Annotated in this window: 14 protein-coding genes and 1 tRNA gene; 8 read left to right on the top strand and 7 right to left on the bottom strand. The window is 33.4% G+C overall.

Going from position 1 to position 14,749, the window contains the following annotated elements:
• Positions 1 to 377: 377 nt before the first annotated feature.
• The 6 genes from CHLWT_RS07090 to mraY form a co-directional block, all read right to left on the bottom strand.
• Positions 378 to 710 carry a plasmid mobilization relaxosome protein MobC gene (locus tag CHLWT_RS07090; protein ID WP_111999893.1) on the bottom strand — a complete coding sequence of 111 codons (333 nt, stop codon included), beginning with the start codon at positions 708 to 710 and terminating at the stop codon, positions 378 to 380.
• A gap of 504 nt (positions 711 to 1,214) precedes the next feature.
• On the bottom strand, positions 1,215 to 2,204 hold the full coding sequence (locus tag CHLWT_RS07085) for an AAA family ATPase (protein WP_111999892.1): 990 nt from the start codon (positions 2,202 to 2,204) through the stop codon (positions 1,215 to 1,217).
• 137 nt (positions 2,205 to 2,341) lie between these two features.
• Positions 2,342 to 3,628, bottom strand: coding sequence for a tyrosine-type recombinase/integrase (locus CHLWT_RS07080; RefSeq protein ID WP_111999891.1), 1,287 nt, complete (start codon positions 3,626 to 3,628; stop codon positions 2,342 to 2,344).
• Positions 3,629 to 3,845: 217 nt separating this feature from the next.
• Positions 3,846 to 3,921: transfer RNA gene (locus CHLWT_RS07075), tRNA-Phe, on the bottom strand.
• 92 nt (positions 3,922 to 4,013) lie between these two features.
• Positions 4,014 to 5,216, bottom strand: a complete 1,203-nt coding sequence (gene murD, locus CHLWT_RS07070; protein ID WP_111999890.1) for a UDP-N-acetylmuramoyl-L-alanine--D-glutamate ligase — start codon at positions 5,214 to 5,216, stop codon at positions 4,014 to 4,016.
• A 3-nt stretch (positions 5,217 to 5,219) separates the two neighbouring features.
• A complete protein-coding gene (gene mraY, locus CHLWT_RS07065) occupies positions 5,220 to 6,284 on the bottom strand; it encodes a phospho-N-acetylmuramoyl-pentapeptide-transferase (RefSeq protein WP_111949607.1) in 1,065 nt (354 codons plus the stop codon).
• 97 nt (positions 6,285 to 6,381) lie between these two features.
• On the opposite strand from mraY, the gene gpmI reads away from it, so the two are divergent.
• The 8 genes from gpmI (at position 6,382) to CHLWT_RS07025 (ending at position 14,130) form a co-directional block, all read left to right on the top strand.
• Positions 6,382 to 7,845 carry a 2,3-bisphosphoglycerate-independent phosphoglycerate mutase gene (gene gpmI / locus CHLWT_RS07060; protein ID WP_111999889.1) on the top strand — a complete coding sequence of 488 codons (1,464 nt, stop codon included), beginning with the start codon at positions 6,382 to 6,384 and terminating at the stop codon, positions 7,843 to 7,845.
• Positions 7,846 to 7,951: 106 nt separating this feature from the next.
• Complete coding sequence (locus CHLWT_RS07055; RefSeq protein ID WP_111999888.1) at positions 7,952 to 8,350, top strand: AEC family transporter; 399 nt, start codon at positions 7,952 to 7,954, stop codon at positions 8,348 to 8,350.
• A 208-nt stretch (positions 8,351 to 8,558) separates the two neighbouring features.
• Entirely contained in the window at positions 8,559 to 9,302 is a 744-nt protein-coding gene (fabG, locus tag CHLWT_RS07050) for a 3-oxoacyl-ACP reductase FabG (RefSeq protein WP_111999887.1), read from the top strand.
• A gap of 59 nt (positions 9,303 to 9,361) precedes the next feature.
• The gene (acpP, locus tag CHLWT_RS07045) at positions 9,362 to 9,595 is read left to right on the top strand and encodes an acyl carrier protein (RefSeq protein ID WP_063997838.1); all 234 of its coding nucleotides are present in this window, start codon (positions 9,362 to 9,364) and stop codon (positions 9,593 to 9,595) included.
• 24 nt (positions 9,596 to 9,619) lie between these two features.
• Complete coding sequence (locus CHLWT_RS07040; RefSeq protein ID WP_111970714.1) at positions 9,620 to 10,834, top strand: beta-ketoacyl-ACP synthase II; 1,215 nt, start codon at positions 9,620 to 9,622, stop codon at positions 10,832 to 10,834.
• Positions 10,834 to 11,766, top strand: coding sequence for an acetyl-CoA carboxylase carboxyl transferase subunit alpha (gene accA / locus CHLWT_RS07035; protein ID WP_111949597.1), 933 nt, complete (start codon positions 10,834 to 10,836; stop codon positions 11,764 to 11,766). The genes CHLWT_RS07040 and accA overlap by 1 nt, the downstream gene beginning before the upstream one ends.
• Positions 11,767 to 12,841: 1,075 nt before the next feature.
• A complete protein-coding gene (locus tag CHLWT_RS07030) occupies positions 12,842 to 13,030 on the top strand; it encodes a hypothetical protein (RefSeq protein ID WP_111999886.1) in 189 nt (62 codons plus the stop codon).
• A gap of 659 nt (positions 13,031 to 13,689) precedes the next feature.
• Positions 13,690 to 14,130 carry a Dps family protein gene (locus tag CHLWT_RS07025; RefSeq protein ID WP_063997842.1) on the top strand — a complete coding sequence of 147 codons (441 nt, stop codon included), beginning with the start codon at positions 13,690 to 13,692 and terminating at the stop codon, positions 14,128 to 14,130.
• A 37-nt stretch (positions 14,131 to 14,167) separates the two neighbouring features.
• Here CHLWT_RS07025 and CHLWT_RS07020 read toward each other — a convergent pair whose 3' ends face one another.
• The gene (locus CHLWT_RS07020; protein WP_111999885.1) at positions 14,168 to 14,722 is read right to left on the bottom strand and encodes a YceI family protein; all 555 of its coding nucleotides are present in this window, start codon (positions 14,720 to 14,722) and stop codon (positions 14,168 to 14,170) included.
• Positions 14,723 to 14,749 lie beyond the last annotated feature (27 nt).

Genomic DNA, 14,749 nt, shown 5'->3' with positions numbered 1-14,749 from the left:
CTTAAGATTATAGCATAATTTTTACTTTTTGGCTCTTCTTTGTTCTTCTTTATAAATTGTATTTTTTGCAAATATTTTTTACGTTTCTACTAAATTTTTTTAAAATAAAACTCAAATTTTATTTTTTATTTTCGTTATTTGCAAAAATAACAAAAAATCGCCATCAAATGCTGATAAAATAGGTATTTTAGCTAAAAACACAGCCATAAAATGGGTTATCCTGCCTGTCTTCTGTTATCTTATTTTTTCTTTGCTGGTTTAAAATTTGTAAAAAAGTTTATGTAAAAGTTTTAAAAATATTTTTGAATTTTAGATTACTTTACTTTGTTAGCAATGATAAAAAAGGGGAGAGAAAATTTTAACTATAATAAATAATTTTATTTTGTACTACGAATTTGTTTTTGCGTCTCGTCGCAAATTTTTTTGATTTGAGTTAGGTGCTCAGCTATTTTATTTTCCAAATTGTTTTCAAAGATATTTATATTTAGATGATATGCAATTTGATTTATATTTTTTCCTATATGGACAAGCTCTAGTAAGAATTCAGCTATGATTTCATTTTTTATTTCTATTTGTTCAAGCGTTTTTGTATATTTTTTATCACGCAAAAGCTTTCTGATAATATTTGATTTGCTCACACCATATTTTGTTGATAGTTTTTGAAGTGTTTTGTAATCTTGTTCGGTTAGGTTTATATGTATGTCTTGCATTTTCCACCTTTTTTGTCTCTATCATACAATCAAAGCGAAAATAAGTAAAGTAAAAAATTAAAAATTTCGTTTAACGTTTACATTCTTTTTAAAAAAAGTGAAGAGTTAAAAAGTTTTCTCCCCTTTTTTTTCAAAATTTTTTAAAAAATTTGTTTAAGGTTTGAAAATGAAAAATTTTAGAAATTCATAGAAATTCAGTGTCACTGAATTTCTAAATTTATCGATTTAATCGTACTTTATTAAGGTTTTTTTGGTTAGAAATTCAGAAATTCTAACTATGTAAGATAAATTTGCTTTTCCTTATATATAAAGTGAATTTCTGAATTTCTAAAATTTTTTGATATATAAAATATCTATTTTATTGATATTTGAAGTTAAAATTAGAAATTCAAAATGGCTGAATTTCTATAAATTTCTATGAATTTCTAAAATTGGATTATTTGATTTCTTAATGAATTAATGCCCTTAAATATAGGATTTAAAGGCATTTTGTGGATAGTTTGCTTAAAGCGGGTAAAATGTTAAAAAGTTGTGAGCGTTTCCGTTTAAGGTTTTGTAAAATTTTCCGTCAAATTCTTTGAGTAAATTTTTAATTGTGTGTATTCCGCAAATTTCGGTTTCATCAAATTTGGCTCTCTCTTTTATCTCTCTTACAAGATTTTTCATATTGATACCATTTTGATTTTGTGCTATAATTTCCTTTGCGTATTCTAGTGCTTGGCTCTGCTTTTCGCTCATCGCATAGAGTGCGTAATCAGCAAATTCTATGCTTAAATTTGCTGTATCGATGATGATAGCTTGGGGCGTTGTGTCGTCCCTTTGCTTCATAGGTTCAAGCGTTACGATTAGCTTACTCTCTTTCCTGTCTCTTTTTTTCACAAAATAAGCTTCATCACAACTATCAAAAAACGCAGTTGCTCCCTTATAGGCTTTATTGTTTTCGCCTGTAAAATCTTGCTTATTTTGATGATTTAAAAACCACACTCCCGCGTAATAATCACGCATATTTTGCATCGCATCAAGTGTTGGCATCACGACTTCATCGTAGCTCATACTTCCGCTTATGAAGTTGCGAATGCTATCAAAGATGATTAAAGTATCCTTGCAACTCTCATCTACAAGTGCTGATAGGCTAAAAATAAGCGTCTTTGGGTCAAAGTCTCTTTTGGCTTTTACAGCCGAGCTTATGTATTTTAACTTGCCTGCATATTTGGTTAAAATTTGCTCTATACCACGATTTTTTAGCGTCCCTAGTCCGTTATCCATATCGACATAGATTACCTTTTTAACTGCTCCAATATCTAGCATATGCATAGATAGGTAAAGCGCTGTTATGCTCTTACCGCTTCCTGGCATCGCATAAAGGCTTATCAGCTTATTTGTCTCAATGAAGCCGTTTATAAGCCATTTTGGGTTGTAGTCTGCTATAACTTTTGGTGTAAGCACCAAATTTGACTTTTCTATGTCAAATTGTTCGTTTTGTTGATTTTGCATTTTTTCTCCTTTGTAATTAAATTTTTTCGATTAGGCGTGAGCTTGTCTTTGACTGCACTCACGAGAAGGCTAATATTAGGGGAGCTCAATCCCCTAATGACCCCAATCAATAAAAAATTTATAAATTTTTTCCTTTTTTAAAAGGGAAAAGGTTCAAGATTGTTTAAATGATCGCCATACCATTGCATTAGTCTTTCTAGCTGTTCTTTTGTGCTTCTGCTCCTTTCATATGCAAATTTGACCGCATTGCTTTCTTTGTGTGCGAGTGCTGTTTCTATCACTTCATCGCTTATTCCCATTTGCAGAAGCTGGGCTTTGTTTTTAGAGCAAATCGTGCGAAAAGTAGCACGAAAGCCGTGTGCTGTGGCTAAGCCTTTATATTTGCCACCATTTAAATTTATGATTGCTTTGTTTAGACTATCTTTGTGTAGGTGATTTTGTTTGTTAAATGCCGGGAATACAAAGCCGTTATCGACTATACAAAATTTTCTTTGTTCTGCTAAAATTTGCGTAGCATAGGAATTTAGGGCGATTTGATGGGCGTAACCCATTTTCATTTCATTAGCTGGGATAGTCCAAGTTTTATCATCAAAATTTATATACTCCCACTTTGCGCTAGTTGTGTTTATGGGGCGATTTACACAAAGAATTTGCAAGTAAATTGCCCTTTTTGTTTGCAGATCCATTTTGCCATCGCATTTTAGGTCGCATAAAAACTCGGCTAATCTTGCGTCATCTGTGATAGCTGAAAGTCTGCTATCTATGCCTAGTTTATGCTTGTATGTGTGTGAAGTGGGGAATTCTTTATGTAAATTTGGTATTAGGTTTTTAGCGATATGCTCGTCTCTCTCGGCGATAGTAAATACTTCGTTTATATTGTCAATCAAGCGGTGTATGGTTTCAAGTCGGCTTTTATTTGGGTCGTTTGGATTAAATATAGCACTTAAAACTTCTTTTATGTCGCTGTATTTTATATCTCTTATATCCATGTTTCCAAAGGCAGGTAAAAAATATTTTTGGTGTCTGATGACGACCTTTGAGAGATAACTCTCCTTTTTGCCGTTCTTTCGCTTGTGTTCTATGGTTTTATTAAAGAGATTTTCGTATATATAAACATCTTTTTTCTTACCCCTTAGCTCGTTTATATTTTGCTTTCCGCTGTTTAGCTCTCTTAATATTTGCGTGGCTTTTACTCGTGCCATATTTGCGGTAAATATGCTCTCTCGCCACTCGCCTATTTTGATAAATTGTTCTTTGTCATATTTGCTCTCTTTGTATTTAAGAGTAAATGTCTTTGTGCCTTTTGGATTTACTTGTATGTAAAGCTCTTTGGGGTTGCCGACTACTTTTCGGTATTGTTTTGGTTGTAAAGTGAGATTTTTTATATCTCGGTCTTGAAGTGTGGTTGTAGCTATATTGCCCATTTTTTTCCCTTTTATAGATGAAATTTAGAGCAATACTGACTTAATTAAATTTACTACCTTAATTACTACCTTTAATCCACTAGAATTAAAATAAATTAATTAGCACAGAAAAGCAAATAAAAGTAATTAAATATTGCTCCCTGCTTCGCAAACAAGGGAAATCAAAGTAAATTAAGAGAATTATTTAGAATTGAAAGAAACTTAAAAATAACTTAAATGGTGGTTAGAGGCAGAATCGAACTGCCGACACGCAGATTTTCAGTCTGCTGCTCTACCGACTGAGCTATCCAACCACCTAAAAAAGAAGTGTTATTATATTTACTTAATACTTAAAAATAGCTAAAAAGATGTAAAAATATTTAAATTTAATCATTAAATTTAAATATCAAAGAGAATTTATATATTTTTTAAATAGATCTCCACGCTCTGCGTAGCTTTTAAACTGATCTAAACTAGCACAAGCCGGACTTAAAAGTCCTATTTCATTAGCATTCTTGCTCATATTTTCATCCATCTTTTTAACAGCTATCTCTAGAAACTCCGAGCGTTCGCAAGGTAGTCCAAATTTAAAGCAGAGCTCCACTATTTTATCCGTATTTGATCCGATAGCATAAACACAAACATCAAATGATTTTAGTGCTTCAAAAACAGCACTTAGATCTACACCTTTATCATCTCCGCCCAAAATAATATGCAGCTTTTTACCGGCGTATCTTTTTAAAGCTTGAAGCGTAGCATCGACATTTGTCGCTTTCGTATCATCTACAAAAATCCTGCCGTATCTATCTTTAAATTCTTCTAATTTATGGGCTTCTATGACAAAATCATTTAAATGGCGAAAGCTTGTTACACCAAAGATTAGCTTTTCGGTACAAAGTGCTAAAAGCGCATCCAACAAAAATGGCACTTTAAATTTGATTAAACCTATATCTATATCAAGTTTAATAGCCAGATCACTCTCGTCTTTATAGCCGATGATTTTAGCCTTTGAAAGTCTATTTGCATAAATTTGCGGGACTATAGCTACACTTCCTTCTTTCATCATTGAAAGAGGCTTAAGCTTTGCTTCTTCATACTCGCTAAAACTTCCGTGCCAAGAGAGATGATCAGGCGTAATAGGAAGCAAAATATAAATTTCAGGAGTCGCAAATTTAGTATAATGTAGCGTAAAAGAGCTAGTCTCTAATATCCATAATTTTGCTTTTAAATTTACCAAATTTGCAAGTGGAATTCCTACATTTCCACCCATCACTGAACCTCTATTTTCTAAGAGCCACTGCGTCATTTTAGTGGTAGTAGTCTTGCCATTGGTGCCACTTATCCAGACTGATTTTGGGGCAATATTTGCAAAATAATCATACTCGCTTATCAAATTTCTAGCACTCATAATCAAAGCGTGATTTCTTGGAAATCCAGGACTTGGGATCTCAAGCTCACTTTTTAACGGATCAAATTCAGATGGGTTTAAAAGAGCATTTCCAAACTCATCAAAGCTACTTTTTGTAAATTTATCATCATAGATATCAAAGCCGCCACTTCTACAAAGAGCACTAGTAGTAAGCCCATAGCCAAATAGTGATTTTTTCATTATTTACCTTAGTTTTAGCGCAGTTAAAGCTATCAAATTTGCTAGCAAAGCTATCATCCAAAACCGAACTATGATCTTGTTTTCATTCCAGCCTTTTATCTCAAAATGATGATGGATAGGCGCCATCAAAAATATCCGTTTTTTTCTTATCTTAAAACTTCCTACTTGAAGTATTACCGACATAGTCTCCATCACAAACACAAAGCCGATGATGATGAGTAGTATCTCGTTTTTTGTAGCGATTCCCATATATCCTATAAACGCACCGATACTAAGACTTCCGCTATCACCCATAAAAACTTCAGCCGGATAGCAGTTAAACCATAAAAATCCTAGCATTGCACCTATCATAGCAGTAACTAGTATTAGAAGCTCGCCAACTCCTGCAAATTTAGGAAGCAAAAGGTATGAGCTATAAACCGCATTTCCCATCAAATAAGCAAAAACCCCAAGAGTAACAAGCGCAAAAATACTAGGCACGGTCGCTAATCCATCAAGCCCGTCTGTCAAATTTACAGCATTTGAAGCTGAAACTAAAACCAATATCCAAAATAAAATCACAAAATAACTCATATCCAAAATAGGATACTTATAAAATGGTATATAGAAGTTTCCATCTAAATCACTAAAGAAAAATAGCAAGATCGCGCAAACAAAACTGGTAATAATCTGAAAACTAAATTTAGCCCTAGCGCTAAGTCCAGCGTGATTATTTGCACCTACTATCTTTGCTCTATCATCGATAAATCCTAAAGCCGAAAAACCACCTACTATGAGTAATCCGACGATTATAAAAGTATTGTCTAATTTTGCACTTAAAATAGTTGCTACCATAGCTGAAAATATAAAGATCACGCCACCCATAGTAGGTATCTTATTTTTCTTTTTATGAGACTGCGGCGCTAGTTCGTAAATGGGTTGATTTGCATTTTTACTCTTTGCCCAAGCTATAAATTTAGGCATCAGATATACGGTTAAAACAAATGCTATAAAAAAGCTTATTCCAGCTCTAACAGTGATGTAACTAAAGAAATTTATACCAAAAATACTAGAGAAATAATAAAACACTTTTTACCTTTATATAAAAGCCAAAATTATACAAAATGATTGATAAAAATAAGTTAAAATTTAAAAATTGTTGGTAGAATTACGCAAAGGATTTTCAATGAATAAAAAATGTATTTTAGTCATAACAGACGGTATCGGCTACAATAAAAGCAATGATTTTAACGCATTTGCTGCAGCTAAAAAACCGACATATGATTACTTATTTAAAAATGCACCTATGAATTATATAAAAACAAGCGGTTTATCTGTCGGACTTCCAGAGAGTCAAATGGGAAATAGTGAAGTCGGACACATGACTATAGGAAGCGGGAGAATTTTATATCAAAATTTAGTCAAGATAGATAAGGCTATAGAAGATAAAAGTATCGAAAAAAATGAAGCTCTTTTAAATTTAATAAATAAAGTAAAAAGAGTTCATATCATCGGGCTTTATAGTGATGGAGGAGTTCATTCTCATTTAAGGCATTTTGATGAAATTTGTAAAATTTGCGAACAAAAAGGTCTGCAAACATACGCTCATGCTATCACTGATGGTAGGGACGTCAGTCCTACTTCTGGGCTAAATTTTATAAAGTCTTTAGAAAGTAAATTTAAGATCGCTAGTATAAGTGGCAGATTTTACGCCATGGATAGAGACAAGAGATGGGATAGAGTAAAAACTGCTTATGAAACTATAGCAAACAATGCAAATTTAGTCCAAAATATTCCAAGCGATTATATGCAAAAATCATATGATAAAGAGATTTTTGACGAGTTTATAGAGCCTGCTAGTTTTATGGATTTTGGCGGGATAAAACAAGATGATGGGATCATTTTTATAAACTTTAGAAACGATAGAGCAAGAGAAATTTGCACTGCTTTATCGCAAAGAAATTTTAGCGAATGGGAGCGTGAAAACTTCTGTGAGAATTTGATCACGATGACAGAATATGATGCCAAATTTAGCTTTCCTATTATGTTTAAAAACGACGAGATAAAAGATACTTTAGCAGAGGTCATAGCTAAAAATGGCCTTACACAGCTCCATACCGCAGAAACCGAAAAATACGCACACGTGACATTCTTTTTTAATGGCGGAAAAGAAGAATTAGTACAAAACGAAACTAGGATCTTAGTGCCTAGCCCAAAAGTAAAAACATACGATGAAAAACCACAAATGAGTGCTTATGAAGTAACAGACGTAGTCATAAAAGCACTAAATGATGGTATAGATTTTATCGTAGTAAATTTCGCAAATGGCGATATGGTAGGACACACAGGAAATATAGAAGCTGCTACAAAAGCAGTTGAGGCAGTAGATGAATGCCTTGGAAAAGTCATAAAAACAGCCAAAGAAAACGGCTATGCTTACATACAAATCAGCGATCACGGAAACTGTGAAGCTATGAGAGATAAAAACGGCGATCCGCTTACAAATCATACGACATTTGATGTTTTTGGATTTATCATAAGCGAAGGCGTAACTAGCGTAAAACCAGGCGGTTTAAGTAACATAGCGCCGAGCGTTTTAAAACTAATGGGACTAGAAATTCCAAGTGCGATGGACGAACCACTTATTTAAATATGAATGAATTTTTCACACTTCTATAATCCCTCTTTATATATGTATATTTTTAGGTTTTATCTCTACTGCGGTTTTAAAATGCAGTAGATAAACCATATTTAGTATGTTAGGAGCTGTTTTTTACCAAAATACCGCTGGATATTTTATAACAGCAAAAGGAAATAGCAGCGTAAAACAAAGCTTGATAAAAGTCGCAAAACTACCTGTGATCTACGCATTTTTGCTCGGTATAACTCTAAATAAATTTGGCGTTACTATGCCAGAAATGTTCTTAAATGTCTTTGGATATACTAAAGGCGCTTTGGCTATTTTAGGTATGATGATAGTCAGTATGGAAAAAATCATACAAGAAAAAGGAATAGACATCAAATTTGTTTCAATTTCTATTTTTGTTAAATTTATAATTTGGCCGACTTTGATATGTATATTGATATTTCTAGATGCTAAATTTTTGGATTTTTTGATAAAAATTTATATATCATATTTTTTATACTTTCTATAGTTCCACTTGCTAGAAACACGGTAACAATCGCGGCTTTGCTAAATGTTTGGCCAGCAAAAATGCTAGTTGCGGTATTTATTTCAACACTCATTTTACTTTTTAGCATTCCAGCGATGCTCTATTTTTATAGCTATTTTGAGAAATTTTTATTTAAAATTTAAATGATATAATTAAATTTTTAAATAATTTTACTTTCACAAGGAATAAAATGAAATTTAGCGGAACAAACGTACTAGTAACTGGCGGAAGTCGTGGCATAGGGGCTGAAATTTGTAAAACACTAGCAGGTTTTGGACTAAAAGTTTGGATAAACTATAGAAGCAAACCAGAACTTGCAGACGCATTAAAAGACGAAATAGAAAAAAATGGCGGTAAAGCTGCCGTAGTTAAATTTGACGCTTCAAATGAAGATGAATTTATAGAAGCCATAAACCTTATAGTTCAAACAGACGGTGAGCTTAGCTACCTTGTAAATAACGCTGGAATCACAAACGATAAACTTGCTCTTAGGATGAAAACTGAAGATTTTATGAGTGTGATAGATGCAAATTTAAAAAGCGCATTTATAGGCTCTCGTGAAGCACTAAAAGTTATGAGCAAAAAACGTTTTGGATCTGTTGTAAATATAGCTTCTATAGTAGGCGAAATGGGAAACGCAGGACAAACAAATTACGCTGCAAGCAAAGGCGGCATGATAGCTATGAGTAAAAGCTTTGCCAAAGAAGGCGCTAGTAGAAATATAAGATTTAACTGCATAACTCCGGGATTTATCCAAACAGAAATGACCGAGGTTTTAAGTCAAGATGTAAAAGACGCTTATGTGACAAACATTCCTTTAAAAAGACTAGGAGATCCAAAAGAAGTTGCAAACTCAGTGGCATTCTTGCTTAGCGACTATGCAAGCTACATTACCGGGGACGTTCTTAAAGTCAATGGCGGCTTATATATGTAGAAAACTTTAAGCAAAAATATAGTATGATTTGAGACATTTTTATTTATTAGGAGAAAATTATGGCAGTATTTGATGAGGTTAGAGACGTAGTTGTTGAGCAACTAAGTGTTGCACCAGATGCAGTTAAAATGGAATCGAAAATCATCGAAGATTTAGGTGCTGATTCGCTAGATGTTGTTGAATTAGTTATGGCTTTAGAAGAGAAATTTGAAGTAGAAATTCCAGATAGTGAAGCAGAAAAATTAATAAGCATTTCTGATGTTGTAAATTATATAGATGGTATAAAAAAATAATTGCATACAATAAGGAGAGTAGCATTGAAAAGAGTCGTAGTAACTGGCATAGGTATGATAAACGCACTTGGTCTTGAAAAAGAGACATCTTTTAAAAATATTTGCGATGGTAAAACCGGAGTTAAAAAGATAACCTTATTTGATGCTACTGATTTTCCAGTTCAGATAGCCGCGCAGATCGATGGTTTTGATCCAACAACCGTCATGGAAGCAAAAGAAGTAAAAAAAGCCGATAGATTTATCCACTTTGGGTTACAAGCGGCCAATGAGGCAATGAACGATGCAAATTTCGGAGAATTTGATCCTGAAGAATTTGGTATAAGCTCTGCTGCTGGTATAGGCGGACTTCCAAATATCGAAAAAAACTCAAACATATGCTTAGAAAAAGGCTCTAGAAAGATTTCACCATTTTTCATCCCTTCTTCACTTGTAAATATGCTAGGAGGATTTGTTAGTATAGCTCACAATCTAAAAGGCCCAAATTTATCTAGCGTAACTGCTTGTGCTGCATCTACTCACGCTATATGCGAAGCAGCAAAAACTATCATGATCGGCGAAGCAAGAGCAATGCTTGTCATTGGTGCAGAATCAGCGATATGTCCAGTCGGAATAGGCGGATTTGCAGCCATGAAAGCACTATCTACTAGAAACGATGACCCAGAGCACGCATCACGTCCGTTTGATAAAGAAAGAGATGGATTTGTGATGGGAGAAGGCGCAGGTGCTTTGGTGCTTGAAGATTATGAGAGTGCAAAAGCTAGGGGTGCAAAAATATACGCTGAGTTAGTTGGATTTGGTGAGAGCGGAGATGCATATCACATGACAAGTCCTAGTCAAGATGGACCTGAGCGTGCGATGAAAAAAGCACTCACTATGGCTGGCAATATAAAAATAGACTACATAAATGCTCACGGTACTTCAACATACGCGAACGACAAAAACGAAACTGCAGCAGTAAAAGCCATTTTTGGCTCAAATATACCTGCTATCAGCTCTACAAAAGGTCAAACAGGACACTGTTTAGGTGCTGCTGGAGCCATAGAGGCTGTTATTTCCATAATGGCTTTAAATAAAAGCATTATACCGCCTACTATAAATCAAATAGTAAGCGATGAAGAATGCGATCTAGATTACGTACCAAATGTAGCTAGAAAAGCTGAACTAAATGCGGTAATGAGCAATTCTTTTGGATTTGGTGGAACAAATGGTTCTGTTATATTTAAAAAGCTGGAAAAATAATGGCTAGTTATCTAGACTTTGAAAAAAGCATCAAACAAATAGATGATGATATAGCTAACGCGAAGATCAGAGGCGATGAGCACGCAGTCGAAATTTTAAAAAAAAATCTTGAAAAAGAGATAAGTAAAACATACAAAAATTTAAATGAGTTTCAAAGACTAGGTCTAGCTCGTCATCCTGATCGTCCATATACTCTTGATTATGTTAGGGCATTGCTTACAGATAGCTATGAGATACATGGAGATAGAGCGTTTAAAGACGATCCTTCTATAGTATGTTTTAGTGGCTACATAGGTGGTAAAAGAGTTATCGTAATAGGCGAACAAAAGGGTCGTGGAACAAAATACAAAATCATGAGAAATTTCGGTATGCCTCATCCTGAAGGCTATAGAAAAGCTTTGCGTGTAGCTAGATTGGCTGAAAAATTTGAAATTCCTATTATATTTTTGATAGACACCCCAGGAGCTTATCCTGGTGTTGGTGCTGAAGAGCGTGGTCAAAGTGAGGCTATAGCTAGAAATTTATTTGAGCTTAGTGAGCTTAAAACTAGAACAATAGCTATTGTAATTGGTGAAGGTGGTAGCGGTGGTGCTCTTGCTATTGGCGTTGCTGATCGCTTAGCTATGATGAAAAACTCTGTTTTTTCAGTCATATCACCAGAGGGTTGTGCGGCGATTTTGTGGAATGACCCTAGCAAAAGCGAAGCCGCGACAAAAGCTATGAAGATCACAGCAGATGACTTAAAAGAACTAAATTTAATTGATGATGTGATAGATGAACCTATAATGGGGGCTCACAGAGATAAAGATGGTGCTATCAAAGCTATCGGAGCTTACATACTCAAAGAGCTTGAAGAGCTTGAAAAATTATCCATAGATGAAGTTGTAAGTGCTAGAATGGAAAAAATATTATCTATCGGAGCTTATGAATAGTTGAGTATTTAGCCAAATTTGGTATGAAATTTGGCTAAATTTTCATCTATTTTGCTACCAAACATTTTTCTATTCAAATTCCACCAAACTAACTTATCAAATCCAAAATATCTTTAATTATTTTAAATAAACTAAATTTAATTACTCTATGTTGCTCATATCAATTATTTCTTGAACGCCATCTAAGATATGATTTAACGGTTAGATATCTGTAAAAGATGAGCGATATTAAAATGCGCACCATTTAGACAAATTTCAGCAAAACTAACCACGCTTACAGATTTATATCCCATCTTTAGAGATAACTGCGAAACCTTACGCTCCTTTCTAGCTTTTGCTACATTTGGGCTGTGGGACTACTTTCATATTATAGTCACCTCTACTAGGAGTGTATTTTGCGCTGTACTATAACGCTTTTATGGATATTTCTATAAGCCTGACAAAGCTATAAAGTTCTTAGTATCTGTCTTATATTTTGGTGCGCTGCTAATGCATGATTCAATTTTTTAGCCACTATCACAAAGTAGAGTTTTTAATAGCTACTAAAAAGCTAAATTCGTAAGTCAAAGTATATATAAACTTAATATTGCTAATATTATCTTAAAGTTTTTAAGGTATCATTGCTAAAATTAGCTACTGTTGCTCTTGCTTTAGTAGTGAAATTTTAAAATTTCACTCTGTTGTTTGAAGTCTAAATTTCCACTATGAGATCATCTTTGTAGCCTAAGATATACTACTATTTTATCATCAAAAGATTGTGTATCATATGCCAAATTAAGACCATAGATATCTTACTTTGTTCTTTATCATTAAAGCTAAGAGATACAATGTTATCTCTAATGTTCTTAGTTAAATTATCATCATTTGCAATGATTTGAAAATTTGGCTTTAGGGTCATTGTGTGTTTGATACGAGCTTAGTTCTATTTGGTGTTTGTTTCGCCCACCTAGACTTTAGCATATTGTCGCTAACTTTGATATATTCAGACGAGTTTTAGAGTATTTTAAAGCGATACTCGCATCTCGCCATCTCTAATACTTATCAAACTTCAAAGATTAAAAGCGAAGTTGATATTTTGGGTTTAGGTTATGGGAATTTAGTTCGTGTAGCATGTGGGACTAGACCGACTGACGCTCAAAGACAAAAGCTTACCCAAACTGCTGTTAGTTTTGAAAATTTAAGCGTTTGGCTACATATAAATTTAGGTCTAAACGGCGAAGCTGACACTGGCGATAGTTTTAAAAATTTAATAAAGGTTGGCTAAAGATAACGATAAAATTGATAAGGTAGAATTCAAAGAGAACACTAAAATAATCGATCGCTTAACAAGCCTAGTTAAATAAGATAAAAAACTACAAGACAGTAGCGTCATCTCTAAACACGATTTACTGCTTTACAAATTTAGCCTAGTAGCAAAAGATTATCAATCCTTATAATGGCGAGGCTACAAATATTCTTGGTGCGTCTTTAGAAGTAGTGCCATATATGCCAAATGACACATACTTTTTAACTCTGCTTAATGCTTATGAGCTTTTGCTTAATAGTAGTTTTAGCGGTTGTAGCCCAAAGCCTATATAAGGACGTTTATATATCGATTAAATGTCAGTTAAGCCTAAAAATGATATTCGCAATTCATCTAGTTTCTCTTTTGGTTGTGTTTTACACAAGTAATTCAACAAGTATTTAAAAGCTTAGAAACCAAAATTATTATCAAATCAGTGGATTTTTTGGATAAATTTTGATAATTTATTATCAAAAACTGCCATAAAATGGCTATAAATTACTTTTTATTTACCATTTAAGAGATATAATCTAATCTTGAAGGAAGATTATATCTAAATAATAAAAATTCTTAATTAGGATTTATTTTCTTTTAAGAGTATTCGGATATAATTCCACAAATTAAAAAATAAAGGATACAAAATGACAAATGTAGTTAAACAACTAAACCAAATTCAAGCTGACGCACATGCGTTTTTTATAGCTTTCCACGACTATCACTGGAACGTAAAAGGTCTTCAATTTTATGCTATTCATGAATATACTGAAAAAGCGTATGAAGAGATGGCAGAGCTTTATGATGATACAGCTGAACGTGCTATACAAATCGGTGGAAAAGCCATATTAAAAGCTGATGAGTTAGTAAAACTAGGTGCAAAAGCTCCTGTATTGCAAAAAGATAGCTATACTCCAACTGAGGTTTTAGAAGAGATAAGAAAAGCTTATAAATATCTTGTTGAAGAGTTTAAAAAACTAGAAGAAGTAGCTGAAAAAGCAGGCGACACAACAACTTCAAATATGGCTCAAGATCATTATGGTGATTATGAGAAAAAGATATGGATGATTAATCAAACTTTGGCATAATTTATTTTATAAAAGGCGGCAAAACCGCCTTTTTAGCTTATTTTGCTATCGCTTCTATTTCTATGTTTATTTTTATTTTATCACCAAGAACTGCATTTGGTGTATCTTTAGCAATTCCAAAATCGCTTCGTTTTATGTCGCCTTCTAGATTAAATCCTATGTGTTCTTTTTTGTCTAATGGACTAATTGTTTTTCCGCCAAATTCATAGTTTAGAGTTATTGGTTTAGTTACATCTTTGATTGTTAAATCTCCAGTTACATTTTTGCCATCAAATTTAGTCATCGTAAATTTCATATCTGGATATTTTGCTGAATTAAAATAATCTGCTTGTTGTAAATGAGAATCCCTAGTGCTATTATCTGTAAAAACTGATTTTGTTTTGATCGTAGCTTCTAGTTTGTTTGGGATTTCGTTTTCAATATCTATATTAGCTTTTACATCTTTGAAAGTTCCATTTACATTGCTAACGCTTAGGTGTTTGATTTTGAAATTTATGCTTGAATGTGCAGTGTCTAGCTCATAAGGAGCACCAAATGCAGCACCTGCTAAAAACATAGCGCAGATAGCCGAACCAAATATTTTTTTTGTCATTTTTTATCCTTTTTTTAAAATCGCACT

Source organism: Campylobacter hyointestinalis subsp. lawsonii, assembly GCF_013372165.1.
GTDB lineage: Bacteria > Campylobacterota > Campylobacteria > Campylobacterales > Campylobacteraceae > Campylobacter > Campylobacter lawsonii.
The sequence above is the reverse complement of the archived record's forward strand: the minus strand, read 5'-3'. Positions and strand labels throughout refer to the sequence as shown.

Bases quoted from the DNA above. Each gene is read 5' to 3' on its own strand.
- CHLWT_RS07090 (WP_111999893.1), bottom strand. From the start codon at position 710: ATGCAAGACATACATATAAACCTAACCGAACAAGATTACAAAACACTT.
- CHLWT_RS07085 (WP_111999892.1), bottom strand. From the start codon at position 2,204: ATGCAAAATCAACAAAACGAACAATTTGACATAGAAAAGTCAAATTTG.
- CHLWT_RS07080 (WP_111999891.1), bottom strand. From the start codon at position 3,628: ATGGGCAATATAGCTACAACCACACTTCAAGACCGAGATATAAAAAAT.
- murD (WP_111999890.1), bottom strand. From the start codon at position 5,216: ATGAAAAAATCACTATTTGGCTATGGGCTTACTACTAGTGCTCTTTGT.
- gpmI (WP_111999889.1), top strand. From the start codon at position 6,382: ATGAATAAAAAATGTATTTTAGTCATAACAGACGGTATCGGCTACAAT.
- CHLWT_RS07055 (WP_111999888.1), top strand. From the start codon at position 7,952: ATGTTAGGAGCTGTTTTTTACCAAAATACCGCTGGATATTTTATAACA.
- fabG (WP_111999887.1), top strand. From the start codon at position 8,559: ATGAAATTTAGCGGAACAAACGTACTAGTAACTGGCGGAAGTCGTGGC.
- acpP (WP_063997838.1), top strand. From the start codon at position 9,362: ATGGCAGTATTTGATGAGGTTAGAGACGTAGTTGTTGAGCAACTAAGT.
- accA (WP_111949597.1), top strand. From the start codon at position 10,834: ATGGCTAGTTATCTAGACTTTGAAAAAAGCATCAAACAAATAGATGAT.
- CHLWT_RS07025 (WP_063997842.1), top strand. From the start codon at position 13,690: ATGACAAATGTAGTTAAACAACTAAACCAAATTCAAGCTGACGCACAT.
- CHLWT_RS07020 (WP_111999885.1), bottom strand. From the start codon at position 14,722: ATGACAAAAAAAATATTTGGTTCGGCTATCTGCGCTATGTTTTTAGCA.